The 25,803-nt window shown below is 69.0% G+C and carries 31 protein-coding genes and 9 pseudogenes; 26 read left to right on the forward strand and 14 right to left on the reverse strand.

Features of this window, described 5'->3' with window-relative positions:
• Nucleotides 1-743: 743 nt before the first annotated feature.
• From ACHMWU_RS09080 to ACHMWU_RS09110, 7 genes and pseudogenes are all read left to right on the forward strand, one after another.
• Nucleotides 744-1,142 (forward strand): hypothetical protein, encoded by a 399-nt coding sequence (locus tag ACHMWU_RS09080; RefSeq protein WP_396043095.1) that lies wholly within the window; start codon nucleotides 744-746, stop codon nucleotides 1,140-1,142.
• A 22-nt stretch (nucleotides 1,143-1,164) separates the two neighbouring features.
• Nucleotides 1,165-1,365 carry a hypothetical protein gene (locus ACHMWU_RS09085; RefSeq protein WP_396043097.1) on the forward strand — a complete coding sequence of 67 codons (201 nt, stop codon included), beginning with the start codon at nucleotides 1,165-1,167 and terminating at the stop codon, nucleotides 1,363-1,365.
• A gap of 104 nt (nucleotides 1,366-1,469) precedes the next feature.
• Nucleotides 1,470-1,921: pseudogene (locus ACHMWU_RS09090) on the forward strand (ATP-binding cassette domain-containing protein); the annotation flags it as partial.
• 190 nt (nucleotides 1,922-2,111) lie between these two features.
• Nucleotides 2,112-3,026 carry an ATP-binding cassette domain-containing protein gene (locus ACHMWU_RS09095; RefSeq protein WP_396043099.1) on the forward strand — a complete coding sequence of 305 codons (915 nt, stop codon included), beginning with the start codon at nucleotides 2,112-2,114 and terminating at the stop codon, nucleotides 3,024-3,026.
• Nucleotides 3,023-4,153 carry an ABC transporter permease gene (locus ACHMWU_RS09100; RefSeq protein WP_396043101.1) on the forward strand — a complete coding sequence of 377 codons (1,131 nt, stop codon included), beginning with the start codon at nucleotides 3,023-3,025 and terminating at the stop codon, nucleotides 4,151-4,153. Before ACHMWU_RS09095 ends, ACHMWU_RS09100 begins: the two co-directional genes overlap by 4 nt.
• Nucleotides 4,154-4,191: 38 nt before the next feature.
• A pseudogene (locus ACHMWU_RS09105) lies at nucleotides 4,192-4,428 on the forward strand (hypothetical protein); the annotation flags it as partial.
• An 88-nt stretch (nucleotides 4,429-4,516) separates the two neighbouring features.
• Nucleotides 4,517-5,065 (forward strand): ABC transporter permease, encoded by a 549-nt coding sequence (locus ACHMWU_RS09110; RefSeq protein ID WP_396043104.1) that lies wholly within the window; start codon nucleotides 4,517-4,519, stop codon nucleotides 5,063-5,065.
• On the opposite strand, the gene ACHMWU_RS09115 is transcribed toward ACHMWU_RS09110, so the two are convergent.
• From ACHMWU_RS09115 to ACHMWU_RS09155, 9 genes and pseudogenes are all read right to left on the reverse strand, one after another.
• On the reverse strand, nucleotides 5,038-5,574 hold the full coding sequence (locus tag ACHMWU_RS09115; protein WP_396043106.1) for a PfkB family carbohydrate kinase: 537 nt from the start codon (nucleotides 5,572-5,574) through the stop codon (nucleotides 5,038-5,040). The two genes, ACHMWU_RS09110 and ACHMWU_RS09115, sit on opposite strands and share 28 nt — an antisense overlap.
• On the reverse strand, nucleotides 5,496-5,897 hold the full coding sequence (locus ACHMWU_RS09120) for a PfkB family carbohydrate kinase (protein WP_396043108.1): 402 nt from the start codon (nucleotides 5,895-5,897) through the stop codon (nucleotides 5,496-5,498). Before ACHMWU_RS09120 ends, ACHMWU_RS09115 begins: the two co-directional genes overlap by 79 nt.
• 80 nt (nucleotides 5,898-5,977) lie before the next feature.
• Nucleotides 5,978-6,382 carry a TauD/TfdA family dioxygenase gene (locus ACHMWU_RS09125; protein WP_396043110.1) on the reverse strand — a complete coding sequence of 135 codons (405 nt, stop codon included), beginning with the start codon at nucleotides 6,380-6,382 and terminating at the stop codon, nucleotides 5,978-5,980.
• Between the two features lie 5 nt (nucleotides 6,383-6,387).
• A complete protein-coding gene (locus tag ACHMWU_RS09130; RefSeq protein ID WP_396046582.1) occupies nucleotides 6,388-6,897 on the reverse strand; it encodes a TauD/TfdA family dioxygenase in 510 nt (169 codons plus the stop codon).
• Entirely contained in the window at nucleotides 6,786-7,052 is a 267-nt protein-coding gene (locus ACHMWU_RS09135; protein WP_396043112.1) for a hypothetical protein, read from the reverse strand. The genes ACHMWU_RS09130 and ACHMWU_RS09135 overlap by 112 nt, the downstream gene beginning before the upstream one ends.
• A gap of 83 nt (nucleotides 7,053-7,135) precedes the next feature.
• Complete coding sequence (locus ACHMWU_RS09140) at nucleotides 7,136-7,261, reverse strand: hypothetical protein (RefSeq protein WP_396043114.1); 126 nt, start codon at nucleotides 7,259-7,261, stop codon at nucleotides 7,136-7,138.
• A gap of 112 nt (nucleotides 7,262-7,373) precedes the next feature.
• The gene (locus tag ACHMWU_RS09145) at nucleotides 7,374-7,718 is read right to left on the reverse strand and encodes an acyl-CoA dehydrogenase family protein (protein ID WP_396046584.1); all 345 of its coding nucleotides are present in this window, start codon (nucleotides 7,716-7,718) and stop codon (nucleotides 7,374-7,376) included.
• A gap of 232 nt (nucleotides 7,719-7,950) precedes the next feature.
• Nucleotides 7,951-8,580, reverse strand: a pseudogene (locus ACHMWU_RS09150) (acyl-CoA dehydrogenase family protein); the annotation flags it as partial.
• Nucleotides 8,581-8,585: 5 nt separating this feature from the next.
• Nucleotides 8,586-9,596, reverse strand: coding sequence for a phosphotransferase family protein (locus ACHMWU_RS09155; RefSeq protein ID WP_396046586.1), 1,011 nt, complete (start codon nucleotides 9,594-9,596; stop codon nucleotides 8,586-8,588).
• 145 nt (nucleotides 9,597-9,741) lie between these two features.
• Between ACHMWU_RS09155 and ACHMWU_RS09160 the strand changes: the two genes are divergently transcribed.
• The 7 genes and pseudogenes from ACHMWU_RS09160 (at nucleotide 9,742) to ACHMWU_RS09190 (ending at nucleotide 12,465) form a co-directional block, all read left to right on the forward strand.
• A complete protein-coding gene (locus tag ACHMWU_RS09160) occupies nucleotides 9,742-10,038 on the forward strand; it encodes a helix-turn-helix domain-containing protein (RefSeq protein ID WP_396046588.1) in 297 nt (98 codons plus the stop codon).
• A 148-nt stretch (nucleotides 10,039-10,186) separates the two neighbouring features.
• Nucleotides 10,187-10,537 carry a hypothetical protein gene (locus ACHMWU_RS09165; RefSeq protein ID WP_396046590.1) on the forward strand — a complete coding sequence of 117 codons (351 nt, stop codon included), beginning with the start codon at nucleotides 10,187-10,189 and terminating at the stop codon, nucleotides 10,535-10,537.
• 61 nt (nucleotides 10,538-10,598) lie between these two features.
• Nucleotides 10,599-10,973, forward strand: a pseudogene (locus ACHMWU_RS09170) (LLM class flavin-dependent oxidoreductase); the annotation flags it as partial.
• Between the two features lie 100 nt (nucleotides 10,974-11,073).
• Entirely contained in the window at nucleotides 11,074-11,439 is a 366-nt protein-coding gene (locus tag ACHMWU_RS09175) for an LLM class flavin-dependent oxidoreductase (protein ID WP_396043116.1), read from the forward strand.
• A 363-nt stretch (nucleotides 11,440-11,802) separates the two neighbouring features.
• Nucleotides 11,803-12,093, forward strand: a complete 291-nt coding sequence (locus ACHMWU_RS09180) for an NAD(P)-binding domain-containing protein (RefSeq protein ID WP_396043119.1) — start codon at nucleotides 11,803-11,805, stop codon at nucleotides 12,091-12,093.
• Nucleotides 11,987-12,256, forward strand: a complete 270-nt coding sequence (locus tag ACHMWU_RS09185; RefSeq protein WP_396046968.1) for a hypothetical protein — start codon at nucleotides 11,987-11,989, stop codon at nucleotides 12,254-12,256. The genes ACHMWU_RS09180 and ACHMWU_RS09185 overlap by 107 nt, the downstream gene beginning before the upstream one ends.
• On the forward strand, nucleotides 12,235-12,465 hold the full coding sequence (locus tag ACHMWU_RS09190; RefSeq protein ID WP_396043121.1) for a hypothetical protein: 231 nt from the start codon (nucleotides 12,235-12,237) through the stop codon (nucleotides 12,463-12,465). Before ACHMWU_RS09185 ends, ACHMWU_RS09190 begins: the two co-directional genes overlap by 22 nt.
• Here the strand turns inward: ACHMWU_RS09190 and ACHMWU_RS09195 are convergent.
• Nucleotides 12,446-12,598: a hypothetical protein gene (locus ACHMWU_RS09195; protein ID WP_396043123.1), complete on the reverse strand. Its 153-nt coding sequence runs from the start codon at nucleotides 12,596-12,598 to the stop codon at nucleotides 12,446-12,448. The genes ACHMWU_RS09190 and ACHMWU_RS09195 overlap by 20 nt on opposite strands.
• Nucleotides 12,599-12,790: 192 nt before the next feature.
• Nucleotides 12,791-13,060 (reverse strand): hypothetical protein, encoded by a 270-nt coding sequence (locus ACHMWU_RS09200; protein ID WP_396043126.1) that lies wholly within the window; start codon nucleotides 13,058-13,060, stop codon nucleotides 12,791-12,793.
• A 1-nt stretch (nucleotide 13,061) separates the two neighbouring features.
• Here ACHMWU_RS09200 and cofG point away from each other — a divergent pair.
• The 6 genes and pseudogenes from cofG to ACHMWU_RS09230 all read left to right on the forward strand — a co-directional run.
• Nucleotides 13,062-13,610, forward strand: a pseudogene (gene cofG, locus ACHMWU_RS09205) (7,8-didemethyl-8-hydroxy-5-deazariboflavin synthase CofG); the annotation flags it as partial.
• Between the two features lie 355 nt (nucleotides 13,611-13,965).
• Nucleotides 13,966-14,655: pseudogene (locus tag ACHMWU_RS09210) on the forward strand (CofH family radical SAM protein); the annotation flags it as partial.
• A gap of 88 nt (nucleotides 14,656-14,743) precedes the next feature.
• Nucleotides 14,744-14,998, forward strand: coding sequence for a hypothetical protein (locus ACHMWU_RS09215; RefSeq protein ID WP_396046592.1), 255 nt, complete (start codon nucleotides 14,744-14,746; stop codon nucleotides 14,996-14,998).
• A gap of 856 nt (nucleotides 14,999-15,854) precedes the next feature.
• Nucleotides 15,855-16,238 carry an AAA family ATPase gene (locus ACHMWU_RS09220; protein ID WP_396046594.1) on the forward strand — a complete coding sequence of 128 codons (384 nt, stop codon included), beginning with the start codon at nucleotides 15,855-15,857 and terminating at the stop codon, nucleotides 16,236-16,238.
• Between the two features lie 131 nt (nucleotides 16,239-16,369).
• Complete coding sequence (locus ACHMWU_RS09225; protein ID WP_396043128.1) at nucleotides 16,370-16,960, forward strand: hypothetical protein; 591 nt, start codon at nucleotides 16,370-16,372, stop codon at nucleotides 16,958-16,960.
• 26 nt (nucleotides 16,961-16,986) lie between these two features.
• A complete protein-coding gene (locus ACHMWU_RS09230; protein WP_396043130.1) occupies nucleotides 16,987-17,703 on the forward strand; it encodes a hypothetical protein in 717 nt (238 codons plus the stop codon).
• Between the two features lie 122 nt (nucleotides 17,704-17,825).
• Here the strand turns inward: ACHMWU_RS09230 and ilvA are convergent, their stop codons facing one another.
• The 3 genes and pseudogenes from ilvA to ACHMWU_RS09245 all read right to left on the reverse strand — a co-directional run.
• On the reverse strand, nucleotides 17,826-19,715 hold the full coding sequence (gene ilvA, locus ACHMWU_RS09235; protein WP_396043132.1) for a threonine ammonia-lyase IlvA: 1,890 nt from the start codon (nucleotides 19,713-19,715) through the stop codon (nucleotides 17,826-17,828).
• Nucleotides 19,716-19,865: 150 nt separating this feature from the next.
• Nucleotides 19,866-20,147 (reverse strand): hypothetical protein, encoded by a 282-nt coding sequence (locus ACHMWU_RS09240; RefSeq protein ID WP_396043134.1) that lies wholly within the window; start codon nucleotides 20,145-20,147, stop codon nucleotides 19,866-19,868.
• Nucleotides 20,044-21,084 (reverse strand): annotated as a pseudogene (locus ACHMWU_RS09245) (class I adenylate-forming enzyme family protein); the annotation flags it as partial. The gene ACHMWU_RS09240 and the pseudogene ACHMWU_RS09245, both read right to left, overlap by 104 nt.
• 111 nt (nucleotides 21,085-21,195) lie before the next feature.
• On the opposite strand from ACHMWU_RS09245, the pseudogene ACHMWU_RS09250 reads away from it, so the two are divergent.
• From ACHMWU_RS09250 to ACHMWU_RS09275, 6 genes and pseudogenes are all read left to right on the forward strand, one after another.
• A pseudogene (locus ACHMWU_RS09250) lies at nucleotides 21,196-21,612 on the forward strand (MaoC family dehydratase); the annotation flags it as partial.
• Between the two features lie 202 nt (nucleotides 21,613-21,814).
• A pseudogene (locus ACHMWU_RS09255) lies at nucleotides 21,815-22,216 on the forward strand (LLM class flavin-dependent oxidoreductase); the annotation flags it as partial.
• Nucleotides 22,217-22,253: 37 nt separating this feature from the next.
• Entirely contained in the window at nucleotides 22,254-22,748 is a 495-nt protein-coding gene (locus tag ACHMWU_RS09260; protein WP_396046596.1) for an LLM class flavin-dependent oxidoreductase, read from the forward strand.
• Complete coding sequence (locus tag ACHMWU_RS09265) at nucleotides 22,745-24,121, forward strand: MmgE/PrpD family protein (RefSeq protein WP_396046598.1); 1,377 nt, start codon at nucleotides 22,745-22,747, stop codon at nucleotides 24,119-24,121. Before ACHMWU_RS09260 ends, ACHMWU_RS09265 begins: the two co-directional genes overlap by 4 nt.
• Nucleotides 24,118-25,374 (forward strand): RidA family protein, encoded by a 1,257-nt coding sequence (locus ACHMWU_RS09270; protein ID WP_396043136.1) that lies wholly within the window; start codon nucleotides 24,118-24,120, stop codon nucleotides 25,372-25,374. Before ACHMWU_RS09265 ends, ACHMWU_RS09270 begins: the two co-directional genes overlap by 4 nt.
• Nucleotides 25,355-25,756, forward strand: a complete 402-nt coding sequence (locus tag ACHMWU_RS09275) for a MaoC family dehydratase N-terminal domain-containing protein (protein ID WP_396043138.1) — start codon at nucleotides 25,355-25,357, stop codon at nucleotides 25,754-25,756. Before ACHMWU_RS09270 ends, ACHMWU_RS09275 begins: the two co-directional genes overlap by 20 nt.
• The last annotated feature ends 47 nt before the right edge of the window (nucleotides 25,757-25,803 follow it).

A 25,803-nucleotide genomic window follows, 5' to 3' on the forward strand; every position in this document is an offset into this window, starting at 1 on the left:
TATTGGACAAGGGCGCGGGCGCCGTACCGGATCCCGGGCATCGAAAGACGTTCGCTCGGGACGTTGACAGCACGGGATGTGACATGCATCATCTCGTTATATGTTCTTGCGCCTCACGATGCGAGACAGACAAAGACAGGAATGTTGCCTACGCACCGGGTGAGAACCGCTGCGTAGACGCCGACGCGCTCCGCTCAGGGCGCATCCGGCGTGCTGCGGCATTCCACGATTCGCCCTGCCCCGATGCGACCGGTCCTCCCGTGGATCGGCATGCGCTCAGGGCGGCGATCTCGGCACTGCCAGCTCGTCGTTCACGTGATCTCTCGACGAGAAACGTCATCTGAAAAGGAAGAACTATGACCGCTCATGTACTCACCCGCCGCCCCCGCGCGGCTGCTGCTCTGGCGACACTTGCCATGGTCGCCCTGGCCGCCTGCGGAAGCGGCAGCTAAAGCGATGCGCCCGCTGGCAAGAAGGGCGTCGCGCCCGACCTCAACGGCGACGGGAAGGTCGTCATCAGCGTCCTCAGCCCCGGCGACATCAACGACAAGGGCTACTACCAGGGCTTCATCGACTCGGCCGAAGCCTTCGCCAAAAAGGAGGGCTGGACGCTGATCAAGCGCGGCAGCGTCAGGCCCAGCGCGGCGCTGACGGCCGCCCGGGCGCTGTGCGCAGCAGAGGGTCGACATGGTCGCACGGAGCCAGCGCGCTGAAGGACGCGATCCCGGCCTCCGGAGGAGCCGGTGTGCAGCAACACCGTCTTCGCACCGGCCTCGTCGTCCAACATCGAGACAGGACTCCCCAAGATCATCATCTCCTCGGATGATCCGGTCGCATCCAACCTGGCGGCCGGATATGCCGCCGGCATCAAGATGCTGGCCGCCGGCAGCACCAAGGCCGGATTCGTCAGCGGCATCAAGGCCGACTTCAGCGTCGCTGCGGCGGACGGCTTCCTGGCCGGCATCCGGGTCCTGATCCCGGAGGCGACCCTCGCGACGACCTACACGGCGACTTCGACGACTCGGCCAAGGCCAAGGAAGCCGTCGCCGCCCAGGTCAGCCAGGGCGTCAGCATCATCTATCCCTACCTCGGTGGCGCGACCGACGCAGCCGCGGCCGCAGCGCAGGACAGCGACGTCATGACGATGACGGCGGGCACGGACCGGTGCGACTCGACCGAGCCGAAGTTCGACATCTCGGCGATCTACAGCCCCGGCGACTACTTCCGGCTGCTGCTCGAAGAGTTCGCGAAGGACAACCTCAAGGCCGGGACGACCCGGGTCGGGAGATCGGGGTCGACCCGTTCCCGACGGTCAAGCTGTGCGGTGCCTCGGACGAGGACAACACCAGCTCGACACGTTCATGAAGGACATCGGCTCAGGAAAGGTCGACGCGGCCGCCGAGGTCAAGCGCCTTGCCGGCTGACCGCTTCGCACCAGCCCGTTCCATCCCTTGCAGGAGGTAGCCACCATGACCGACACCTTGACCCGACCCGCGCTCGAGCTGCGGGGAATCTGCAAGAGCCATGGGGTGGTCAGGGCCTGTGACGCCGTGGATCTCGACGTCGAGGCCGGCGAGATCCACGGCGTGCTCGGCGAGAACGGTGCAGGCAAGTCGACGCTCATGAAGGTCCTGCTGGGCCTCGTGAGCCGCGACAGCGGTTCGGTGAGGGTGGCCGGGCGCGAGGTCGAGCTCGGCGACCCGCAGGAAGCCGCCGAGCTCGGCATCGGCATGGTCCACCAGCACTTCAGCCTGATCGAGGGGCTGACCGTGTGGGAGAACGTCGCGCTGGCGACACCGGGCGGGTCGACAAGGCCAAGGGTGCCGCGAGATCGACGAGGTCGCTGCGCGCTACGGACTGGGCCCGTGTCGCACCCGCACGCACGGATCGACAGCTGTCGGCCGGTGAGTGCCAGCGGGTCGAGGTCGTCAAGTGCCTGCGGCGCAATCCGCAGATCCTGATCCTCGACGAGCCGACCTCGGTGCTGACCCAGGCGGAGTCCGACGAGCTCTTCACGGTGCTGCGCCACGTCGTGCGCGACGAGGGCCGGGCGGTGATCCTGGATCAGCCACAAGCTGGCCGAGATCACGGCGGCGACCGATCGGATCACGGTGCTGCGCAAGGGCAAGGTGGCCTTCCAGGCCGTCACGGCCGAGACGAGCGCACGCGAGCTGGCTCGGCAGATGGTCGGCAGGGACGTGTCGTTGAGCGAGGAAGGTGCCGCGCTCGGCATGATCGTGGTCGACCCGACCACGAAGGCAGGCGAGCCCGCGCGGGCTGCGTCGGGCGCAGTCCTGGAGGTGACCGGGCTGTGTGTCCGAGCCGAAGGGGCGCAGACCCTCGACCAGATCGATCTGCGCGTCCGACCGGGTGAGATCGTCGCGCTGTACGGGGTCGAGGGCAGCGGCCAGTCGACCTTGGGCGACGTGTTCTCCGGCCTCCTGGTGCCGGCGTCGGGGACGATCGCCGTCGACGGCATGCCGCTCGACCTGCGCCGGCCCGGAGCGATGCACCGCGGGGGGATCGGCATCATCCCCGAGGACCGCCACAAGAGCGGAGTGGCGCTCGACATGAGCATCGCCGAGAACATGTTCTTGAAGTCGTTGGGGGACGTCAGCGGACGGGGGTTCCTCCGCAGGAGCGAGATGCGCGCCAAGGCGCAGGTCCTGGCCGAGGAGTTCAACGTCATCGCCCCGTCGGTCGACGTTCCGTTGCGCAGCCTCTCGGGAGGAAACCAGCAACGAGTCGTGCTGGCACGCGAGCTGTCGGCGAAGCCCCGGGTGCTGGTCGCGGCGCAGCCGACCCACGGCCTCGACGTCGGCGCCATCGAGGACATGTATGTGCGGTTGCGAGACGCCGCGGCCACCGGCGTGGGGATCTTGCTGATCTCCACCGAGCTCGAGGAGGTCATGGCCTTGGCGTCGTGGATCACGGTCATCTCGTCAGGGCGGGTCGTCGGCACGATGCCGGTCGGCGAGGCGACGGCCGAACGGCTCGGCATGATGGTCGGCGGTGAGGCAGCATGACGACCGTCATCAGCCGGACCGGCTGGCAGATCATCGCCCTGACGATCGGGCTGCTCGTGCTCGCCATGGTGCTGGCGGCGACCCTCATCGCGTCGACAGGAGGGTCGCCGACCGCTGCCGTCCAGGCGATGTGGACCGGCAGCATGGCCGACAGCACCGCCTGGACCGTCACGCTGCTCAGCGCTGCTCCCGTCCTCCTGGTCGCCGTCGGCACCTGCGTCTGCACCGCGGCGGGAACGTTCAACATCGGCCAGGAAGGTCAGGTGCTGATCGGCGGCTTCGCCGGAGCGCTGATCGGCATGCGGGCACCGTACGACGGGTCGATGCTGGTCGTCGCGGTGCTGGTGTGCGGGGCGATCGGCGGCGCCTTGTGGGCATCGTTCAGCGCCGTGATCTACCACTACCGCAACGTCAACGTCGCGGTCAGCACGTTGTTGATGACCTTCATCGCGGTGCAGGTCGTCTCGTTCGCGGTGACCAGCCCGTCGATCCTGCAGGAGGAAGGCCGAGGCACGTCGAAGATCGCCGGGGCCACGAGCGACCAGCTGCCGGTCAACGCCCAGCTGCGCAGTCTCGGTGAGTACCCCGCGCTCCAGATCAACCTGGGTCTCGTCCTCGCGGTCGTCCTGACGGTGTGCGTGGCTGTCGCGCTGACCCGGACTCGCTGGGGTCTGTGCCTGCGCCTGATCGGGCTCAACCGGCTCACCGCGAAGCACGCCGGGGTGCGGGTGGGACTCATGGCGGGGCTGGCTCTGGCGATCTCCGGGGCTTTCGCCGGACTCGCCGGAGCGGTCCTGCTCGCGAGCCCGGTCGGCACCAACCGGTTGCAGGCCGGACTCGCCAACAACGTCGGCTGGGACGGGCTGCTGGTGGCCCTGGTGGCCCGCAACCGCCCGATCCTGTGCCTGCCGGTCGCCCTGCTGTTCGGCATCCTCCGGGCAGGCGGTGACTTCTTGTCGTCGAGCGGTGTCCCGTTCTTCCTGGTCGACGTCGTCAAGGCCCTGCTGGTGCTGGCCTTCGTCGCACCGCCCGTGCTGATCGCCGCCCTGCACAAGCGCAACAAGTCCGCGCACGTCCCCTCGCCGGCTCCGGTCGAGGCCGTGTCCAACGAGAAGGTGACGGCATGAGCATCCAGGACTACTCCGAGACGATCGTGTCGAGCGGGATGCGACTGACGATCCCGCTGGCCTTCGCGGCGTGCGGCGAGTATGTCGCGCAGCGCGCCGGGACGCTCAACATCTCGCTGGAAGGCATGATGCTGGGCGCGGCGTTCACGTCGATCGCGACCGCGAGCGCCACCGGCAGCGCGACGGCCGGGCTCGTCGTCGGCCTGGCGGCCGGTCTGGTGATCGGCGCCGTGCACGGCAACTTGTCGCACCGCATCCAGATCAACACGTTCATCGTCGGACTCGTGCTCAACGCCCTGGTGCTGGGCCTGACGAGCTACCTGATCGCGACCAGCGAGTTCGCGACCAACCAGGTCGCCAAGCTTGTCGATCCCGGGGCTGCAGGAGATCCCGGTGATCGGTCAGGCGTTGTTCTCGCAACGGTGGCCGGCCTATCTCCTGCTGCTCGTCATCCCGTTGACGTGGTGGCTCATGGAGCGCAGCCGGTGGGGGCTCGAGCTGCGTGCCGTCGGCGAGAATCCTCAGGCCGCCGACGTCACGGGCATCAAGGTCAACCTGCGCCGCCGCCAGGCGCTGTTGTGGTGCGGCGCGCTGGCCGGTCTCGGCGGTGCCTACCTGGCGGTCGGCGAGATCGGCTCGTTCAACGCCAACATGACGGCCGGGCGTGGCTACATCGTCGTCGCTGCCGTGATCTTCGGCGCCTGGCGACTGGGCCGCACGATGCTTGCGTGCTTCCTGTTCGGCATCAGCGATGCGCTGCGACTGGCGCTGCCGGCCCTCGGCGTCGAGATCAACAACCAGCTGCTGATCGCGTTCCCCTACCTGCTGGCACTGGCCGCGATGATCGTGTTCACCACGGCGCACCGAGAACCGAAGGCCTTGGCTCAGCCCTTCGAGCGCGGCTCGACCTGAGCGAGCACCGCCGGCATGTCTGGCAGGTAGCCGCGTGCGCCGTGGGCGGTCGTCGACAGGGCGGCCGCAGCCACGGCGAACCGCGTGGCCTCGACCAGGTCGGAGCCCTGGGACAGTGCCGCGCTGAGGGCACCGCAGAAGCAGTCTCCCGCGCCGGTGGTGTCGACGGCGTCGACCCGGGGTGGCGCGACGCGCTGCGCGGCAGCATCCTGCGGCACGACCAGGGCGCCGCGTGATCCCAGCGTCACCACCACGTTGCGCACGCCGAGCGAGCGGGCCGTCTGCTCGGCCTGCTCGACGGTTGGCGCCTCGATCGCCTGCTCCGTGCCGTGCATCAGGGCGCTGAGCTGGCCCAGCTCCCACTCGTTGGGCACCAGGACGTCGACCTGCGCCACCAGGTCGGCGGGCAGCTCGGCGGGCGGAGCGGGGTTCAGGACGACCAGACCGGTCGCGTGCTCGGCGGCCCGCACGACGGTCGCCATCGGGACCTCGAGCTGCAGCAGGACCACCGACGCGGTGGCGACGGCCGGCAGCCGACGTCTGCCGGTTGCAGGACGCCATTGGCGCCGGGATCGACGATGATGAGGTTCTCGCCCGTGACGTCCTCCACGACGACCGTCGCGGCGCCGCTCGGCACCCCGGGCGTGCGCACGACGCCGGACACGTCGACGCCGCGAGACGTCAGGTCGTCGAGCATGACCGTCGCCGCTTCGTCGTCGCCGACCCGGCCGACCATGCTGACCTGAGGGGCCAGGGCGCCGGCGGCGGCCGCCTGGTTCGCGCCCTTTCCCGCCCACGCCCTGCGTGCTGGTGGCCGCGATGACCGTCTCACCGCGTCGAGGCAGCCTGGCCGCGCCCAACCGGGTGTCGAGGTTGAGGCTTCCGACGACTGTCACCGCGGCCACCATGAGCTCAGTTCCCCCAGTCGTCGTTGACCTGCACGACGTCGTTGATGCTGAACCGGCCACCAGCCTGGACCGGTGTCGTGGGCTCGCCCATCACGACGACGTGCTTGCCGAACTCGGGCACCAGCGGGCGTCCCACGTCGCGCTTGAGCCACAGGCGCAGCAGGTGGCGACGACGCTCGCGCTCGGGGAAGTCCTCGAAGCTCGTGCGTGAGTGCAGGGCTGCATAGTTGAGCAGCCACTGGACGTCGCCGGGCTGGAAGTCCATGTCGATCGCGAGCCCGGGCTCCTGCGAGATCTCGTCGAACAGGTGCAGCACCTCGACCTGCTCGGCGGTCAGCTCGCGGAACACCGGGGTACTCCTGGGCGCTGAAGACCATTGACATCCCGGCATAGGTGCTGAAGACACCATCGACGTCAGCTGACGACCGGCGATGTGTAGGTCAGCTCGGGGGAGTCGGGATCTTGACGCCGCCAGTCCCAGTGGAACGGCTCGAGCAGCAGCGGCGCGAGGTCGGGGCGGCGCCTGAGGATCTCGTTGTAGATCGTGGTGCCGCTGACCAGGCTGGACGCTCCGCCGGCCTTCGCTCCGCGCAGGCACATGAGCGCCACGACGTCAGAGCTGTCGGAGTGGAAGGGCAGCCGGTCGCGCACCCGTGAGGGCAGGGCGGTCGAGTCGTCCATGGTCTTGTTCGAGGTGGCCACGACGTGGTCGAGCAGATCGCCCATCTGGTTCTGGGCGATGGGCTGGCCCAGGTGCAGGCCCATGATGAAGAAGATCGCGCCGGCGACCTCGTCACCGTACTCGGCGGTGTTCAAGCCGCGCACGAGGATGAAGCCGCGGCCTTCGTCGAGCTGACGACTGCACTCGGCGTTGAGGGCCTGGCATGCGTCGATCGGGTAGTCGGCGGCCGTGACGGTGCGCAGGTCGGGATCGTCAGCGACGAACTGGCGTCCGAGCTGCTCCAGCCGTCGCGCTCGGCGTCGCTGAGCAGGTAGATCCAGTCGGTCGACGACGAGAGCTCGTCGCCGCGCCAGGCCGAGGGCCCGCTGATGGGTTGGTGGTCGAGGGTGCTGGTCATGAGGTTCTCCTGAAGTCAGTATGGGGTCGCTGCAGAGCGCGACGTGTCGCGCTGCCGGTCGAGCTGGTGGGTGCGACGTGACGTCAGAAGATGATCTGCGGATGCCCTTGGGCCGTGCCGAGACGGCCGAGCCCGCGGCGGCGGGGGTTGATCCGGTTGGGGGCGACGTAGAGCGCGAACCGGGTCATCTGACCGTCCTCACTGCTCATGCGTCCTCCCGCTGTCGACTCAAAACTAGGCGCAGGTACACCCTAGCGTCAACAGAGCAAGATGACGTATCGCAAAGCGAAACCGTTGGCTCCGCTCGTGGACGTCCGGAGGTCAGGCGTCGAGTGGGCTCGTGCGGCGCAGCTCGTCCCTCGCGATCGAGCGGCGGTGGACGGCGTCCGGGCCGTCGACGATGCGCAGCACCCGAGCCCAGGCGTAGAAGTACGCCAACGGTGTGTCGTCGCTGACGCCTGCTCCGCCGAACACCTCGATCGCCCGGTCGATCACGGCCGTCGCCACGGCAGGCGCGGCGACCTTGATGCCGGCGATCTCGGTGCGAGCGCCCTTGGCGCCGAAGTGGTCGATCAGCCAGGCCGTGCGGTAGACGTACAGCCGCACCTGGTCGATCTCGATGCGAGACTTCGCGATGAGCTCCTGGACGACGCCCTGCTCGGCCAGCGGCTTGCCGAAGGCGACCCGGTTCTTCGGCCCGGTCGACCATCAGCGCCAGCGCGCGCTCGGCCATGCCGATCGCCCGCATCGCGTGATGCACGCGGCCCGGTCCGAGGCGGGCCTGGGCGATCATGAAGCCATCGCCCTCCGAGGCCAGGATCGACGTGGCAGGCACCCGGACGTCGTCGAAGACGAGCTCGGAGTGACCGTGCTGGTCCTGGTAGCCGAAGATCGGCAGGTGCCGGACGATCTCGAGCCCGGGGGTGTCGCGCGGCACCAGCACCATCGACTGCTGACGGTGCGGCTCGGCATCCGGATCGGTCTTGCCCATCACGATGAACACCTCGCAGCGCTCGTCGGCGACGCCGGTGATCCACCACTTGCGGCCGTTGATGACGTAGTCGTCACCATCGCGCACGATCGAGGTCTCGATGTTGGTCGCATCGGACGAGGCGACATCGGGCTCGGTCATCGCGAACGCCGACCGGATCGTGCCGGCCAGCAGGGGCTCGAGCCACTGCTTGCGCTGCTGCGGCGTCGCGAACATCTCGAGCGTCTCCATGTTGCCGGTGTCGGGTGCCTGGCAGTTGATCGCCTCGGGGGCGATGACCGGCGACCAGCCCGAGATCTCGGCAACCGCGGCGTACTCGAGGTTGCTGAGCCCGCCGTACTTGTGGTGGAAGAGGTTCCAGAGGCCGCGGCGCTGTGCGGAGGCCTTGAGGTCCTCCATCACGGCCGGGTGGCTGTGCGGTCCGTTCTCGCGCAGCGACTCGGCCCAGACCTGCTCGGCGGGAATCACCTCGGTACGCATGAAGTCCCACATCTCGTCACAGGTCTGCTGCGCCTTGGCGGAGAGCTCGAAGTCCATCGTGGTCAGCCTTTCAGTAGGTCGAGTCCGGCCCGGGCGCACTCGAGCACCAGCGGGTCGAGGTTGCCGAAGTCTTGGCCGGCCATCGAGCCGGCGGCGGCACGGGCGGAGACGCCTTGGACGATGATCGCGAACTTGAAGTTGGCGAAGGCACGGTAGTAGTCGATCTCGTCCAGCGTCACGCCGGTTGCGGCGGCGTAGCGCTCGGCGAGGTGCTGACGGGTCGGGAAGCCCGGCTGGTCCGTCACGGTCGGAATCAGGGCGTGCTGGTCTTGGTCGGCCTCACGCCAGTAGAAGAGCATCATCCCGAGGTCGGTCATCGGATCGCCGAGGGTCGACATCTCCCAGTCGAGCAGTGCCGCGATGCGGGTCGGGTCGTCGACGTCGAGGATGCAGTTGTCGATCTTGTAGTCGCCGTGGACGATCGACGTGCGTTGCGTGCTCGGCAGCCGCTCGGTGAGCAGGGCGCCGAGGCGGGTGAGCTCGGGGACGTCATGGGTCTTGGACTTGTCCCACTGGCCACCCCAGCGGCGGATCTGTCGGGCCACGAAGCCCTCGGGTCGCCCGAAGTCCTGCAGGCCGACAGCGGCCGGATCGATTGCGTGCAGGGTCACCAGGGTGTCGACCATCGTGTGGCCCAGCCCGACGCGCTCGTCGGCGGTCGTGGCGAAGTCGGCGGGCAATGCCTCGCGGATGACGTGGCCCTCGACCTTGGACATGACGTAGGACGGCACGCCGAGCAGGTCGCCGTCGGGATCGAGCAGGAGCACGGGTGCGACCGGGACGTCGGTGCTGGTCAGGGCGCGTTGCACACGGGCCTCGCGGAACATGTCGTGCGCGCTGGGGAGCAGGTTGCCGCTGGGCGGACGGCGGAGCACCAGCGAGCCGGCCTCGCTCGTGATCTCGAAGGTCAGGTTGGACTTGCCGCCGGCGATCAGGTGCGCCTCGAAGCTCGTCCACCGGTCGTCGCCGGTCGCGGAGGCGAGGGCAGGGCCCAGCCGCTCGGGCCGGGTCAGCTGTCCAGGTTCATTGCTCTCCTACCGATCAATCGCTCAGTCAGAACGATAGCCTCTCGGTCTCAGGAGCAAAAGAGCCGGTCCATCTGTTCAGTTATGCTGAACACATGAAGATCAATCCCGATATTGGCGAACCGCGTGACGCATCCGCCAGCAGCGAGGCTTGTCCCTGCGGCAGCTGGCTGCGGGGCTCGACGTCAGCGCAGGCACCGTGAGCGCGATCGAGAACGGGCACACCTCCGTCACGGTCGACCGGTTGGCGGCGATCGCCGCGATCCTCGACGTCAGCGCCGGTGCCCTGCTCGTCCCCGGTGGCCTGCCGTATGACACCACGTCCGCCGACGCCGGAGCTGGCGGACGTTCGAGCCGCTGCAGGTCGACCCGGTGCAGGCCGGCGCCATCAAGGCCTTCGTCGCGACCGGCTACCACGGCGCCTCCATGAGGACGATCGCCGAGCACGTCGGGATCAGCGTGCCAGGGGTCTACCACCACTACGCGAGCAAGCAGGAGCTCCCTCGTCAGCATCCTCGACCTCACGATGGACGGCTCGACGCACGACTGACCGCCGCCCGCAGCGAGGGTCGGGGCCCCTGCAACGGCTCGCCCTCCTGGTCGAGGCGCTGGCCCTGTTCCACACGTTGCGCGCCGATCTTGCCTTCATCGGGGCAAGCGAGATGCGCAGCGTCGAGCAACCCGATCGCGACCGCATCGCTGCGCGACGAACTGCGCTGCAGTACCTCGTCGACACCGAGATCGATGCGGCACTCGCCGCGAGCCTGGCCACGACGACGATGCCGCGGGAGGCCGGTCGGGCCATCGCGACGATGTGCACGTCGCTGCCCCAGTGGTTCACGCCGGCCGGCCCGACGTCCCCGCAGCAGATCGCCGCCGAGTATGCCCGGCTGGCCATGCGCATGATCGGCGCCACCTCGATAGCATGATCGCGCCCGCCCGCGACTGATGAGATGGTGAGACCTATGAGCGCCAAGGTCGAAGTGGGCTATGCCGCCGCCCTCGAGAAGTACGCACCCACCGAGGCCGTCGAGCTGGCGAAGCTGGCCGAGCAGCACGGGTTCATCGGGACGCTCGCGACCGACCACTTCCAGCCGTGGTTGCCGCGCCAGGGTCAGAGCCCCGTTCGTGTGGAGCGTGCTGACCGCGCTGGGCGAACGCACGTCGACCAACTTCGGGCCCGGCATGGCCGTGCCCGGATACCGGTACCACCCCGCGACCCTGGCGCAGGCCGCCGCGACGCTCGCCTCGATGTACCCGGGGCGGCACTGGATCGGGATCGGTCCCGGCGAGGCGCTCAACGAGCACGTCACCGCCAAGTACTCGCCCGAGGCGCCCGAACGCATCAATGCCATGTTCGAGGCGATCGACCTGATCAAGAAGCTCTTCCACGGCTCGATCGCCGGGACGCGACACCAAGTTCTCGGGCACGTTCCACACGATGGAGTCGGCCCGGCTCTGGACCATGCCGGAGGTCGCGCCGCCGGTCCTGGTGGCCACCAGCGGTCCGGTCACGGCCCGCCGGGCCGGCAAGGTCGCCGACGGCATCGTCACGGTCGGCACCTCGTTCGACCGGGCGGCGACCCTGGTCGAACGGTTCGAGCAGGGCGCACGGGAGTCCGGACGCGATCCCGCCACGATGCTCAAGATCATGCACCTGCCGCTGAGGCTGGGCGCCCACGCAGGACGAGGCCACGAACCATGCCCTCGAGCAGTGGCCGCTCGGTGCGATGCGCTTCCCCAAGGGCGACATCCGCAGCCCGCACGTGTTCGAGCAGATGGCACGCCAGGTGCGCCACGACGACTTCGACGACCGGATGCTCATCAGTGACGACCTGAAGGCCCACACGGCCCGCATCCAGCAGTTCGCCCGACATCGGCTTCGACCGCATCTATCTGCACAACGTCGGCCTCAACCAGCGGGACTGGATCGAGAGATTCGGTGCCGACGTCCTGCCTGCGCTCACCTGAGCAACCCGCGGCCCGTGTCTCACATTCGTGCGGGGTGCTACCCAAAGCCGCGTCGAGCGCGTAAGGTCGTCGTGGATCCGCCGGGCAACACATAGTCCGAAGTTCCGCCTCCTCTTGGGGCGTCTGATCTGGTGCTCGTAGTTGAGCGAGCCGCATGTTCCGTCGTGCCCGGCGTCTGCCGGTCCGACTCGATGCCGTTCACTCGATCCAGAGGAAACCAGCCATGAACCAGCCCCTTGCCATTGCCGTCGTCGGTGGAACCGGTCCCCCAGGGCCGCGGCCTTGCCTACCGCTTCGCCCTCGCCGGCCACCGGGTCGTCCTCGGCTCGCGCGATGCCGGACGCGCTGGCGAGAAGGCCGACGAGATCAACGAGAAGTCGAATCGCCGACCGTGACGGGCGCGACCAATGCCGCGGCCGCCGCCGAGGCCGACGTCATCCTGCTGGCCGTCCCGTGGGACGGTCACGCCGATCTCGTCGCAGGCCTCGCCGATCAGCCGCCGGCAAGATCGTGATCAGTGCGTCAACCCGCTGGGCTTCGACGCCGACGGGCCGTACGGGCTCGTCCTCGAGGAGAGCGCCGCGCAGGAGACCCAGCGTCTCGTCCCGACGGCGCGGGTCATCGGCGCCTTCCACCACGTCGCAGCCCTGTCGCTGTGGAAGACGCCGACGCGCTGAGCCACGAGGACGTCCTGGTGTGCGGCAACGACGACGAGGCCAAGGCAGTCGTGATGGAGCTCGCGTCGGCGGTCACCGGCAAGGGCGGCATCGATGCGGGCAACCTGCGTCTGGCCCGACAGCTCGAACCCCTCACAGCGGTGCTGATCAGCATGAACAAGCGCTACAAGACCCGTTCGGGGATCGCCGTCACAGGAGTGGGCGAGTAGCCGTGACCACCCCGTCGGTGGCCGAGCGCCCAGGAACGAGCGTCAGATCGCCCGCGCCGTCAGCCGCGCCGAGAACGCCAAGACCCTCGACGCCGCCGAGACGCAGGCGCTGCTGTGTGCTCGCGGCGAGCACCTCGACCGGCTGATGGTCGTTGCTGCACGGTCCGGGACGCCGGGCTGCAGGCGGCGTCCCGCCCGGGCGTGCTGACCTACAGCAAGAAGGTCTTCATCCCGCTGACCCGGCTGTGCCGCGACCGGTGCCGACTACTGCACCTTCGTGACCACGCCGACCCTGCTCGCGAAGGACGGCCAGGCGCCGTTCCTGTCAGCCGACGAAGTGCGTGCCATCGCGCGCGACGGTGCGGCGCTGGGCTGCAAGGAGGCGCTGTTCACGCTGGGTGACCGGCCCGAGGACAGGTGGCCCGAGGCCCAGGCCTGGCTCGAGGAAGCCGGCTACGACTCGACGCTCGAGTACGTCCGAGCCATGAGCATCGTGGTGCTGGAGGAGACCGGACTGCTGCCACACCTGAATCCCGGCGTCTACGGTGCCGGCCGAGATGTCGCGGCTGAAGCCCGTCGCGCCGTCGATGGGCATGATGCTGGAGACCACGAGCCGCCGGCTGTACGAGACCAAGGGCGAGGCGCACTACAAGTCGCCCGACAAGGATCCGGCCGTGCGGCTGCGGGTGCTGGAGGACGCCGGACGGCTGAACGTCCCGTTCACGACCGGGCTGCTCATCGGTATCGGCGAGACGATCGAGGAACGGGCAGACTCGATCTTCGAGTTGCGGCGGATCGCACGTGAGTACGGCTCGATCCAAGAAGTCATCGTGCAGAACTTCCGGGCCAAGCCCGACACCGCGATGCGGCACACCGATGACCTCGGCCTCGACGAGTACCTCGCCGCCATCGCCACGACCCGCATCCTGCTGGGTCCTGGCATGCGCATCCAGGCTCCGCCGAATCTCGTCGACCTGGCCGAGTGCCGGGCGCTGGTCGATGCCGGCGTCGACGACTTCGGCGGCATCAGCCCCTTGACGCCCGATCACGTCAACCCCGAACGGCCCTGGCCCCAGATCGACAAGCTCACTGCGTTGTGCACCGACGCGGGCTTCGAGCTGCGGGAGCGGCTGACGGCTCATCCGCAGTACCTCGACATCCCGTGGCTCGACCCGCGCCTGCTCGCCCACGTCGAGGCGCTGCGCGGCCCCGACGGCCTGGCCGATCCGGCCGCGATGCCGACCGGGCTGCCCTGGCAGGAGCCTGACGGCGGGTTCGACGTCACGACCGGACGTGCCGACCTGCACACTGCGGTCGACACCGAAGGACGTACCGGCGACCGCCGCAGCGACTTCGAGGACGTCTACGGCGACTGGGGTGCGTTGCGCGAGAAGGTCTCCGCCGATGCCCGCCCCGAACGGCTGCGCAGACGTCGCGGCGGCGCTGCGGGCAGCCGAGCTGAATCCCTCGGGGCTGTCGACCGAGCATGCGACGACCCTGATGACTGCGGCCGAGGGGCCGGCGCTGGAGGCCGTCACCCGGCTGGCCGACGACCTGCGCCGCGACGCCGTGGGAGACACCGTCACCTACATCGTCAACCGCAACATCAACTTCACCAACATCTGTTACACGGGTTGCCGGTTCTGCGCCTTCGCGCAGCGCAAGACCGACGCTGACGCGTACTCGTTGTCTCTCGACGAGATCGCGAGCCGGGCACACGAGGCCGTCGAGGTCGGTGCGACCGAGGTCTGCGTGCAGGGCGGCATCGATCCCGAGATGCCCGGCACCGCCTACTTCGACCTGGCCCGGGCGATCAAGACCGCCGAGCCCTCGCTTCACGTGCACGCGTTCAGCCCCATGGAGGTCATGAACGGGGTGACCCGCACGGGCCTGTCGATCGCCGACTTCCTGACCGAGCTGAAGGAGGCGGGGGTCGACTCGCTGCCCGGCACGGCCGCCGAGATCCTCGACGACGACGTCCGGTGGGTGCTGACGAAGGGCAAGCTGCCGACCAGCCAGTGGATCGAGGTCGTCACGACGGCGCACCGCGTGGGCCTGCCGACGACGTCGACCATGATGTACGGCCACGTCGATCATCCGGGTCACTGGGTCACGCACCTGCAGACCATCGCGAACGTCCAGAAGGACACCGGTGGTTTCACCGAGTTCGTGCCGTTGCCGTTCGTGCACCAGTCCAGCCCCATCTACCTGGCCGGGGTGGCCCGCCCCGGGCCGAGCGTGCGGGACAACCCGCGCGGTCCATGCCTTGGCCCGCATCATGCTGCACGGGCTGATCGACAACATCCAGACGTCGTGGGTCAAGCTGGGCCCCGAGCAGCTGGGCCAGGTGCTCGCCGGTGGGGTCAACGACCTCGGCGGCACCCTGATGGAGGAGACCATCAGCCGGATGGCCGGATCGCAGAACGGCTCGCGCAAGGAGCGCGAAGAGCTCGAGGCGATGGCGGCGGCCGCAGGTCGACCGGCCCGGCAGCGCACGACGCTCTACGGTCAGGTCCGGGAGGCAGTCGCATGAGTGCTGAGGGCATGAGTCCAGAGCGCATCAATGCGACCGCGATCGTCCCGATCAAGCCGTGGGGTCTGTCGAAATCGCGGCTCAACGTCGGCGAGGCCAGTCGCCCCGGCTTTGCGCGGGCGTTCGCGCTCGACGTGCTGGAGCAGGTGGCCGCCTCGTCGCGGGTCGGCCAGCTCGTCATCGTGACGGCCGAACCTGAGCTCGGCGCGGTCGCGCGCAGGCTGGGGGGCGGTGCTGCTGACCGATCGGCCGATGCTGTCGCGAGACATGCTCAACGTCGCGCTCGACTCGGGTCGTCGCTGGGCCATGGCGCGACGTCCGGGCGATCCGGTCGTCGTGGTGCCCGCCGATCTCGCGGCACTGACGTCGCAGACGTTGGACGAGGCGATCGACCGGCTGAGCCGGCACGAGGTCGCCTTCGTCCCCGACATGACCGGGCACGGGACGACCTTGGCCTGGGCGCGGGATCCTGCCCGGCTGCGACCGTTCTACGGTCGCGGATCTGCCGCCCGGCACGCCGAGGACGGTGCGCAGGCGGTGCCCGACGTCGACCCACGGGTTCGGCAGGACGTCGACACCAGCATCGATCTGCGCGAGGTGCGGCGCCTGGGTCTCGGCCCCGAGACGACCCAGGCCCTCACCTCCCTGACCCTCACCCCCACCTCCTAACCTCCTAACCCTGACGAGGTAGTTACCGCCCCGCGAGGAGGTGGTTGCTGCCCCAGCCCAGGGCGGCAAGTACCTCGTCGAGGGGCCATAAGGGCCTCGTCAGCGTTGGTAGGGTGGGGGCGGTGGTTGCTGCGGTGGACGTCGAGCCTGGGTTTGTGCTCACCGACGGCTCGAGCGGGCGCTGGCGATCCTCGAGTCGGGCGACAACCTCTTCCTGACCGGCAAGGCCGGCACCGGCAAGTCGACGCTGATCCGGCACTTCTTGGACGAGTGCGGTGACCGCCGGGTGCTCGTGGCGGCGCCGACCGGTATCGCCGCGCTCAACGTCGGCGGCTACACGATCCACCGGTTGTTCAGCTTCATCGCGACCACGACCCTCGACGACGTGCGCAGCGGTGGGTACAAGCCGCAGCGGTTCGCCAAGGCGCTGCGCTCGCTGCAGACGCTCATCATCGACGAGGCCTCGATGGTGCGGGCCGATCTCTTCGACATGCTGACCGCGGCCCTGGAACGGTTCGGGCCGCACCCCGGGGACCCCATTCGGGGGAGTCCAGATCGTGCTGGTCGGTGACCTGCTGCAGCTCCCGCCCGTCGTCACGACGGGGGAGTCCGAGTACTTCACGACCCGGTACGACACGCCGTATTTCTTCTCGGCCGACTGGTACCCGGCGCGAAGACTTTCCGACCGTCGCGCTGACCACGGTGTTTCGCCAGCTCGGCGACCAGCGGCTGACCTCGCTGCTCAACGCCGTGCGCGAAGGAGTGCTGCTCGACAGCGCCCAGCAGGAGCTCAACGCACGGACCGATCGTGACTTCGTGCCTCCCGACGACGAGTTCTGGTTGACGCTGGCACCCACCAACACGATCGTCACGGCCCGCAACCGGCAACGGCTCGAACGGCTCGAGGGGCAGGAGTTCACCCACTTCGCCGAACGGCTCGGCGACCTCAGCCTGTTCGACGCGGCCGCCGACGACAAGCTGACGTTCAAGGTCGGCGCCCAGGTCATGATGCTGAGCAACGACCAGTCCGAACGGTGGGTCAACGGCACCCTCGGCCGGATCATCGCGGTCACGCATCGCGAGCACGGGCTGGTGGCGTCGATCGAGTTCCGGGACGCTCGGTCGCCGACGTCGGCGCCCACACCTGGGAGGCGACCCGCCCGGTCGTCGAGGGCGGGGCGCTGCGGCACGAGGTCATCGGTTCGTACACCCAGCTGCCATTCAAGCTCGCCTGGGCCATCACGATCCACAAGAGCCAGGGGCAGACGCTCGACCGGCTGGTCGTCGACCTGAGCGGTGGGGCCTTCGACTTCGGGCAGGTGTACGTCGCGCTCAGCCGGTGCACGTCGCTGGCAGGACTCGTGCTGACCCGGCCGGTGCTGCCGAAGGACCTGCGGACCGATCGGCGGATCCTGCGGTTCCTGCGGGAGTCGACGTCGGAGTCGGGCGTCCGACGGCACTGCGCGATCGGCATGGTGACGGTCGGCGACGAGGGACGCCTGTCGAGGCCCCGACCGGTGGAGATCGCGGTCGCCTTCGAGGACGGCACCTCGATCAGCACCCTGGTCAACCCGCAGCGCGACCTGGCGAGTGCCCGTGAGGCCTATGGCATCGCGGTGGACGACGTGCTGCTCGCGCCGACCCTGGCCGAGGCGTGGACGGTGCTGGCTCCGGTGCTGGAGGGAGCGACGCCGGTGGGTGTGGCGACCGACCACGGCTTGGGGCTGGTCGACTTCGAGCTCAAGCGGCTCGGTCGGGTCGACACCCTGCCGATGGGGATCGACCTGCGGCCGCAGGACCTGAACGGCGAGGAGCGGCAGGGGCTGCTGGCAGGGACAGCGTTGCAACGGGCGCAGGCGGCCCTCGCGGCTCACGCCCGTCTGGGCGTGCAGGACGGTGGCGCGACAGCGTTCGAGGCAGCCGACGTGCTCGACGCTGGATCGGCGTACCTGCTGACGCGTGATCCGCAGGCGAGCCCGCCCAGCTCGGTGCACCTTCCGGTCCTGTCGGCGTTGCTGGACATCAGCCGTAGCTGAGTGCCGCACTGCTCGACGGGATGACGGCCGACGAGGTGCGGGCCTCGGTCCGGCCGACCGGTGACGGCGCACATGACGAGGGACTGCGGCTCCTGGCAGCCGAACGACTCCGGGCGGTCGCATCACGCTCGACCGGTGTGCCGCCTACCCTGGTCGATCGCTTCCACGAGGTGGGTGTGCTGCTGGGCATCGAGACGACGGGCCTGCTCGACGTGTTCGCGAGCCCGACGCATGCGATCGACGAGGTGCTCGTGCCGGGGGCGCGGGTGTGCTTCACCGGCGAGGCGCGCTCGCCGTCGGGCCGGATCCTGTCGCGCGAGGAGATGGATGCCCTGGCCGCGGCGTGCGGCCTGGTCCCGGTCAAGAACATGACCAAGACCAAGTGCGAGGCGCTGGTGGTCGCCGAGGTCGGCACGCAGTCGGGCAAGGCCCGCAAGGCCGTCGAGTACGGCAAGCCGGTGTTCTCGGCCGAGGAGTTCTTCGCCTGGAGCAGCAGCTACACGAGGTAGTGGAACAGCGTGCTGCCCGGTTCGACGTGCTCGACACCCAGGGGGCTGTCCTCGAGCCGGGCCAGCAGACCCGCGAGGTCGTCGGCCTGGGCCGCCGACGCCGATCAGCGCCGGACCCGTCTCACGGTTGTTGCGCTTGACGTAGTCGAACAGCGTGATGTCGTCATCGGGTCCGAGGATCTCGTCGAGGAAGCGACGCAGCGCGCCGGGTTCCTGCGGGAAGCTCACCAGGAAGTAGTGCTTGAGGCCCTGGTGGATCAGGGAGCGCTCGAGGATCTCGCCATAGCGGCTGATGTCGTTGTTGCCGCCGGAGACGACGCACACGACGGTCGATCCGGGGGTGATGTCGAGACCGGCGGTCAGCGCGGCCGAGGCCAGCGCTCCGGCGGGCTCGGCAATGACGCCGTCGGACTGGTACAGGCTCAGCATCTCGGTGCAGATGTGTCCCTCGTCGACGGTCATCATCTCGACGCCGGCCTGGTGCACCTGCTCGAAGGTGTGCTGGCCGACGATGCCGACCGCAGCGCCGTCGACGAATGGATCGACCTCGGCGAGGCTCGTCGGCTGTCCGGCCGCGAGAGCAGCCGTCATGGACGGGGCGCCGGTCGGCTCGGCGCCGACGATGCGGGTCTCGGGGCAGCGTTCGCGCATCCACGCCGAGATGCCGGCGACCAGTCCGCCGCCGCCGACGGGCAGCACGAGGAGATCGGGCGCTCCGCCGAGCTGCTCGACGATCTCGGGGGCGATCGTGCCCTGCCCGCAGATCGTCCGGGGGTCGTCGAAGGCCGGTACCAGGACCGCGCCGGTGCGCTCGGCGTCGTCGCGAGCGGCCCGGAAGGCATCTTCGTACGAGTCGCCGACGACGATGACCTCGACGTTGGTGCCGCCGAGGGTGGCGATGCGATCGCGCTTCTGGCGCGGCGTCGTGCCGGGGACGTAGATGCGGCCGTGCGTGCCGAGCCGGTCGCAGGCCAGGGCGACGCCCTGCGCATGATTGCCGGCGCTGGCGCACACGACGCCGCGATCGCGGGCGTCGTCGTCGAGCTGGACGATGAAGTTGTAGGCGCCGCGGATCTTGTACGAGCGGACGGGCTGCAGGTCTTCGCGCTTGAGCCAGACCTGCGCGCCGGTGGCACGTGACAGCCGGGAGTTGAACTCCAGGGTCGTGCGGTTGGCGATCTGGGCGACCCGGTCGGCCGCGGCGTCGATGGCAGCAGCCGAGACAGGCGTGGGGGAAGTGGGCGCGGGGGAAGTAGGCATGGCGCTCCACGGTATCGCGGCCCGCTCCACAGCTCGAGGATGGCGCTCGAAGGGTGGACCTCGGGGTGGATGCCGGTGGAGCGTGAGCCCCCGACCGGCTGCGACGTGCTCGTCGCGGATCTCGCGCTTGAGGATCTTTCCTCCGGCGTTGCGGGGCAGCTCCGGCACCACGTACCACTCCCGCGGCACCTTGAACTTGGCGGCTCCTGCGTGACGAAGTCGGCGAGCCGGTCGACGTCGCACGCCTCGCCGGGACGGGCCACGACATACGCCACGACGCGCTCTCCGTAGGTCTCGTCGGGCACCCCGATGACGGCGACGTCGTCGATGGGCCCGAATCGTGCGACGACCTCTTCGATCTCGCGGGGAAGATGTTGACCCCGCCGGCGATGATCATGTCCTTCTTGCGGTCGACGATCGAGATGAATCCCTGCTCGTCGCGGACTGCGATGTCGCCGACCGTGAAGAATCCGTCGGCGTCGTAGCCCTCCTGGGTGGCCTGCTCGTTCTTGAGGTAGCCACCGAGCAGCAGGGGAGAGCGTGCGTACAGCTCGCCGGGCACCCCGGCGGCGACCTCGACGCCGTCGTCGTCGACGGCTTGACCTCGTTCATGAACCACGGGTGGCCCACGCTGCCGGCCCGTTCGAGCGCGTGCTCGGGACGTAGGTTCGTCACGATCGAGCACTCCGTGGAGCCGTACAGCGTGCACGCCGACTCCGGGGAAGGCTTCGAGGACCCACTGCTTGAGCGCGACCGGCAGCGCCGCGGCGTTGAAGTACAGCGTGTCGAGGGCCGACAGGTCGTAGCTCGCCGCCGGGTTCTCGCAGACCCGGCGGATCTGCTGTGCGTGGGTCGGCACCAGGAACACGGTGTGGCAGCCGTCGTCGGCCATCATCTGCAGGAAGACCTGGGGGTTCCACTTGCGGAGCACCGAGACGGAGCCGCCGAGGAAGAGGTTTCCGTAGCTGAACGCGAAGCCTGCTCCGTGGTAGAGCGGTGCCACCGCGACGGTGTGACGGGTGGGGCCGTAGCCGTACTCCATCGCGGCGCAGTAGATCGTCAGGACCCGGCCGCGATGGGTCAGCAGGACGCCCTTGGGCCGTCCGGTGGTTCCCGACGTGTACGTGATGCAGAAGGGATCGTTCTCGTCGACGGGGGTGAGCGGGTCGACGGGGTCGCCAGCAGCGAGGAAGGACTCGTACTCCTCGCCGAACTGCCCGTCGAGGCTGACGACGAGGTCCAGGCCGTCCGCGAAGCCGGCCGCACCGTCACGAAGCTCGTCCTCCAGCAGCAGGACGCGTGCCTCGGAGTGCTCGACGATGTACGCGTTGTCGCTCGGGCTGTTCTTGGAGTTGAGTGGGACCATCGCGATACCGGCCTTGGCGAGACCGGCCGCGATCTCGAAGTACTCGGCGCGGTTGCCCGACAGCACGGCCACGGTGTCGCCCTTGACGACGCCGCGCGCCAGCAGCGCCTGGGCCAGCCGGTTGGACCGTTCGTCCACGTCGGCAAAGGTCAACGTCCGTTCGCCGTCGATGATCGCGATCTTGTCGGGGGTGTTGCGACCGAACTCCCGAATGCCGTTGGCCATGTTGAGCTGGATGCCACTCATGCCGTGTGGGTCCCTTCCACTTGTTCTCGTGGGGTCGAGCCCAACCGCGAGTCGAATGCCATAGAATATATCAGATACGTTTTTGAATTCACGGTGCTGGAAGGCAGACGAATGGCGATCAAGGCTGGTTGGACGGGACGCTTCTTCGAAGACTTCGAGGTGGGCGACATCTACAAGCACCCGCTGGGTCGGACGGTGACCGAGACCGACAACACCTGGTTCTCGCTGCTGACGATGAACACCAACCAGATGCACTTCAACACCGAGTACGCCAAGAAGTCCGAGTTCGACCAACCGCTCGTCGTCTCGACGCTGACCGTCGCGATCGCCGTCGGTCAGAGCGTCACCGACCTGACCCAGAACGCCTTCGCCAACCTCGGCTGGGACGACATCAAGATGACGCACCCGGTGTTCGCCGGCGACACCCTCTTCAGCGAGTCGATCGTGCTGGAGAAGCGAGAGTCAGCCAGCCGACCGCACGCTGGGATCGTGACGGTGCGCACCCGCACGCTCAACCAGCACGGCGACGAGGTCTGCTCGTTCAAGCGCATGTTCTACGTCTACAAGCGCGGCGCCGAGCAGCTCGAAGGCATCTTCCCCGAAGGCAAGAAAGCCCCTGTCGCTGGACGGCGAGTAGTCACGTGCGGATCACCTTCCAGCCCTGGGGCGAGTCCATGGCCCAGCTGCTCGACGTCAGCCGTCGGGCCGAGGCCGCAGGCGCGGAGACGCTGTGGGTGCAGGGCTGCACCGCAGCGCGACCGTCACCGCCGCAGCCGTCGCCGGCGCGACCACGACGGCCCGCGTCGCCACGGGCATTGCGCTCGGATTCACCCGCAGCCCCATGATCACGGCCCTCGAGGCGCTCGACATCGACGAGATCGCGGACGGCCGCTTCGTCCTGGGCATCGGCTCGGGCGTGCAGAAGCTCAACGAGCAGTGGCACAACGCCCAGTGGGGCAAGCCCGTTGCGCACCTGCGCGAGACCGTCCGCAACGTCCGCCAGTTCTGGACCAGCGCCGACGACGGCAGCGACATCGACCTCGACGGCGAGTTCGAGCCGATGCGCATCCGGGGCTACGAGCGTCCCTTCCACCAGGTGCGCACCGACATCCCGATCTACCTCGCCGCGATGGGCCCCGTCATGACCCGGCTCGCCGGCGAGATCGGCAATGGCTGGATCAGCCACGCTGTGCTCGCCGAGGTTCCTGGCCGATCGGGTGCTGGGCGAGCTGCAGGCCGGAGTCGCCAAGGTCGATGGCAAGACGATGGCGGACGTCGACGTCGTGGTCTCGGCCTGCTGCGGCGTGCACGACGACCTCTCGACGGCCCGCCGCTACGTGGCCGGCACCGTGGGCTTCTACGCCAGCGTGCGCACGTACGCCGACTTCTTCGAGTTCCACGGACTCGGCGAGGAGCAGCAGCGGGTCATCGACGCGTTCCGCGACGGCCGCGGCGCCGACTACCTCGCGAGCGAGGTGTCCGACCAGATGGTCGATGCCCTGACGATGGCCGGCACCCGCGACCAGGTCGCCGAACGGATCGCCGCGTACGAGGGGCTCGCCGATGCCGTCAAGCTCAGCGCACCTGTGCACGGCATGACGCCTGCCGAGATCCGGGCGGCGCAGGACGAGCTCATCTCGATGATCGAGGTCTTGGCACGATGATCGCGCACGAGCTGGCCACCTGGGCCCTGGGCCTGACCGACGTCCCGGCGCCGGTTCGCCGCGCCGCCGAGCGGCACCTGCTCGACGGCTTCGGCACCGCGGTGGGTGGTTTCCGTTCCGGCTCGGCTGCCCCAGCCGTCGACGTCGCGCTCGGGCTGGGCGGTCCCGCAGAGGCGACGATCCTGGGCACCACGACCAAGGTCTCGGCGCCGGCGGCAGCGCTTGCCAACGGGACGCTGGTGCATGCGCTCGACTTCGACGACACCCACGCCGGCGGCCTGGTCCACGCCACGGCCGTCGTGCTGCCGGCCGCCTTCGCCGTCGGCGAGCAGGGCGGTGCCAGCGGTGAGGACGTGCTGCTGGCCGCCGTCGTCGGCTACGAGGCGGCCTGCCGGATCGCGGCCGCCGCCCCCCACGGGTTCCACGCCCGCGGCCTGCACGCGACGATGGTCGCCGGTGTGTTCTCCTCGGCGCTCGTCGCCGCGCGGTTGACCGATCTCGACGTCGAGCAGACCGTCAACGCCCTCGGTATCGCGGGCAGCCAGGCCGGAGGACTGCTGGCCTTCCTCGGCACGGGTGCCTCGACCAAGCAGCTGCACCCCGGCTTCGCCTCGCAGGCCGGCATCGTCGCCGCCCGCCTGGCCGCCGCGGGCGCCACCGGGCCCGAGACCGTCTTCGAGGGCCCGCACGGGGTCTTCGACGCGCTGGCTGCAGGCGAGGCCGACCCGAAGAGCATCGTCGAAGGCCTCGGTGACCGCTGGGAGACGACCCGCATCGGGATCAAGCCCTATGCGGCCTGCCAGCTGTCGCACGTCACCTTGGACGCGCTGCAGGACGCGCTCGACGAGGTCGGCTTCGGTGCAGACGACGTCGTGTCGATCACCGCGCGGGTGCATCCCGACTCGGCCTCGGTCGTCTGCGACACGAGCCGCGACCTGACCCGGCCAGCCAGCCCCTACGCCGCGAAGTTCTCGTTGCCCTGGAGCGCGGCCGCGCTCGTCGTCGACGGGGCCATCACCCTCGAGACGTTCGACCCCGCCAGCATCGCGCGTGAGTCGGTCGCTCAGCTGGCCGCCCGCGTGGTCGTCGTCGTGACGGGGGCCGGCGTTGCCGCCGATGCACCCGGTCATGTCACGGTCGTGCTGCGTGACGGTCAACGGGTCGAAGGGATCGTGTCCCGCAGCGCCGGAGGACCCGACAACCCGTTGTCGGACGAGGTCCTGCGGCGCAAGCTGACCGGCAACGTGGGCCCTGGTGCCGACCGGCTCCTCGACGCGATCGACTCGTTCCCGGCGCGACCCGACCTCCAGCACCTTCTCTCCGTCGTCGCGCACACCGCGACTGAGCACAGCCAGCAAAAGAGGACAGCATGACCCTGCACGCGATCAAGACGCCCAAGTTCACCTGGTTCCCGTACGAAGGGTTCACGTTCTGCCTGGGCCTCTCCGAGGGTGAGAGCGCCTGGACGTCCGGTCACACCAGCGCGGCGTTCGACGAGGCTGTCGGCAAGATGACGGTCTCCGGCACGATGGAGCAGCAGGCGCGCATCGCCTACGCCAAGGTGCTGACGATCCTCGAAGGCGCTGGCCTCGGCATCGAGGACGTCGTGCGCATCACCGAGAACGTCACGGTCTCGGGCATCGGCGAGTACGAGGACGCCGTCGCGGTCCGCCAGGAGATCTTCGGCGATCACGAGCCCGTCGTCTCGACGATCATCGTGGAGCGGCTCGTGCGCCGCACCGCCTTCCTCGAGGTCGAGCTCGTCGCGAAGAAGGGCGGCGGCACCGAGCTGCTCGTCGCGAGCGAGGCGCGTGAGGCCGGCACCTGGCAGCGATCGGCCGTCAAGCAGGGCACCGACGGCGCGGTGCACCTGCCCACCGTCGTTCCGGTCGACGAGCGCGGCGACGTCGTGTTCGCCGGCGACTTCGTGAGCCAGTACGCCTACTGCCTCGACAAGGCTGCCGATCTGCTGGACCGGGCCGGTATGTCGATCGACCAGGCCGTCACGACGTACGACTACTCCACGCCGGCGACCCGCGAGGTCTACCGCAAGACGCATCGCGTCCGCAAGGAACGCCTCGGCGGCGCGGGCGTCTATCCCGGTGCCGGCGGCATCCTGATGAGCCGCCTGCACCATCCCGAGTCGCTCGTCGCGATCGACGTCACGGCATCCACCCATCCGCTCGAGCTGGTCAACCCAGGCTGGTCGCGCTACGACACACTGACCTACGCACCCGGCATCAGGGCCGGTCGCACGCTCTACATGTCGGGCTTCGCGGCCCTCGACATGGAGACCCAGCAGGCGCTGCACCCCGGCGACATCGGCGCGCAGGCCGAGGCCACCTACGGCGCGATCCTGCACCTGCTCGACTACGCCGGGCTCGGACCGCAGGACCTCCTGTTCACGACCGAGTACTGCGTCGAGTCGGCGCTGCCCGACTACCGGGCAGTCGCCGGTGTGCGCGAACGCCTGCTCAGCCCGCCGTGGCCCGCGTCGACCGGCGGCATCTGCAAGGGCTGCTGCGGCCGGAGTTCCTGCTCGAGGTGTTCCCGACCGCGGTGTATCCCGAGACCACCGCCCCCGAGACCGCCGCCGAGGAGTCGAGATGACGTTGGTGACCGATGAGGTTCGGGCGCTGCTGGGCACGCGCAAGGTCTACACCGCGCCGGAGGCCTTCGGCGGCGCCTCGGGACGCTACTTCGCGATCGCGATCGGCGACGACAACCCGCTGTACAGCGACCCGGAGTTCGCGAGGTCGCAGGGCCTGCGGGGCGTGACCGCGCCGCCGACCCTGATCGCCGAGACCAACCAGTACGCCAACCTGCCCATGGCGCCCGATGGCTACGCCGGGCACGTGTGGGACATCGAGATCCCCGGCACGCGCAAAGTTCGTGGCGGCAACACCTACACGTTCGAGCGGCGGCTGCGCCCGAGGACGTCGTCACCGCGACGTGGGAGATCCATGAGCTGGAGGAGAAGAAGACCGGAAAGGGCGCCGACATGTTGATCGTCCACTCGCGAGCGACCTACACCAACCAGGACGACGAGCTGATC

Origin of the sequence: Aeromicrobium sp. UC242_57, assembly GCF_044452305.1 — a bacterium.
Taxonomy (GTDB): domain Bacteria; phylum Actinomycetota; class Actinomycetes; order Propionibacteriales; family Nocardioidaceae; genus Aeromicrobium.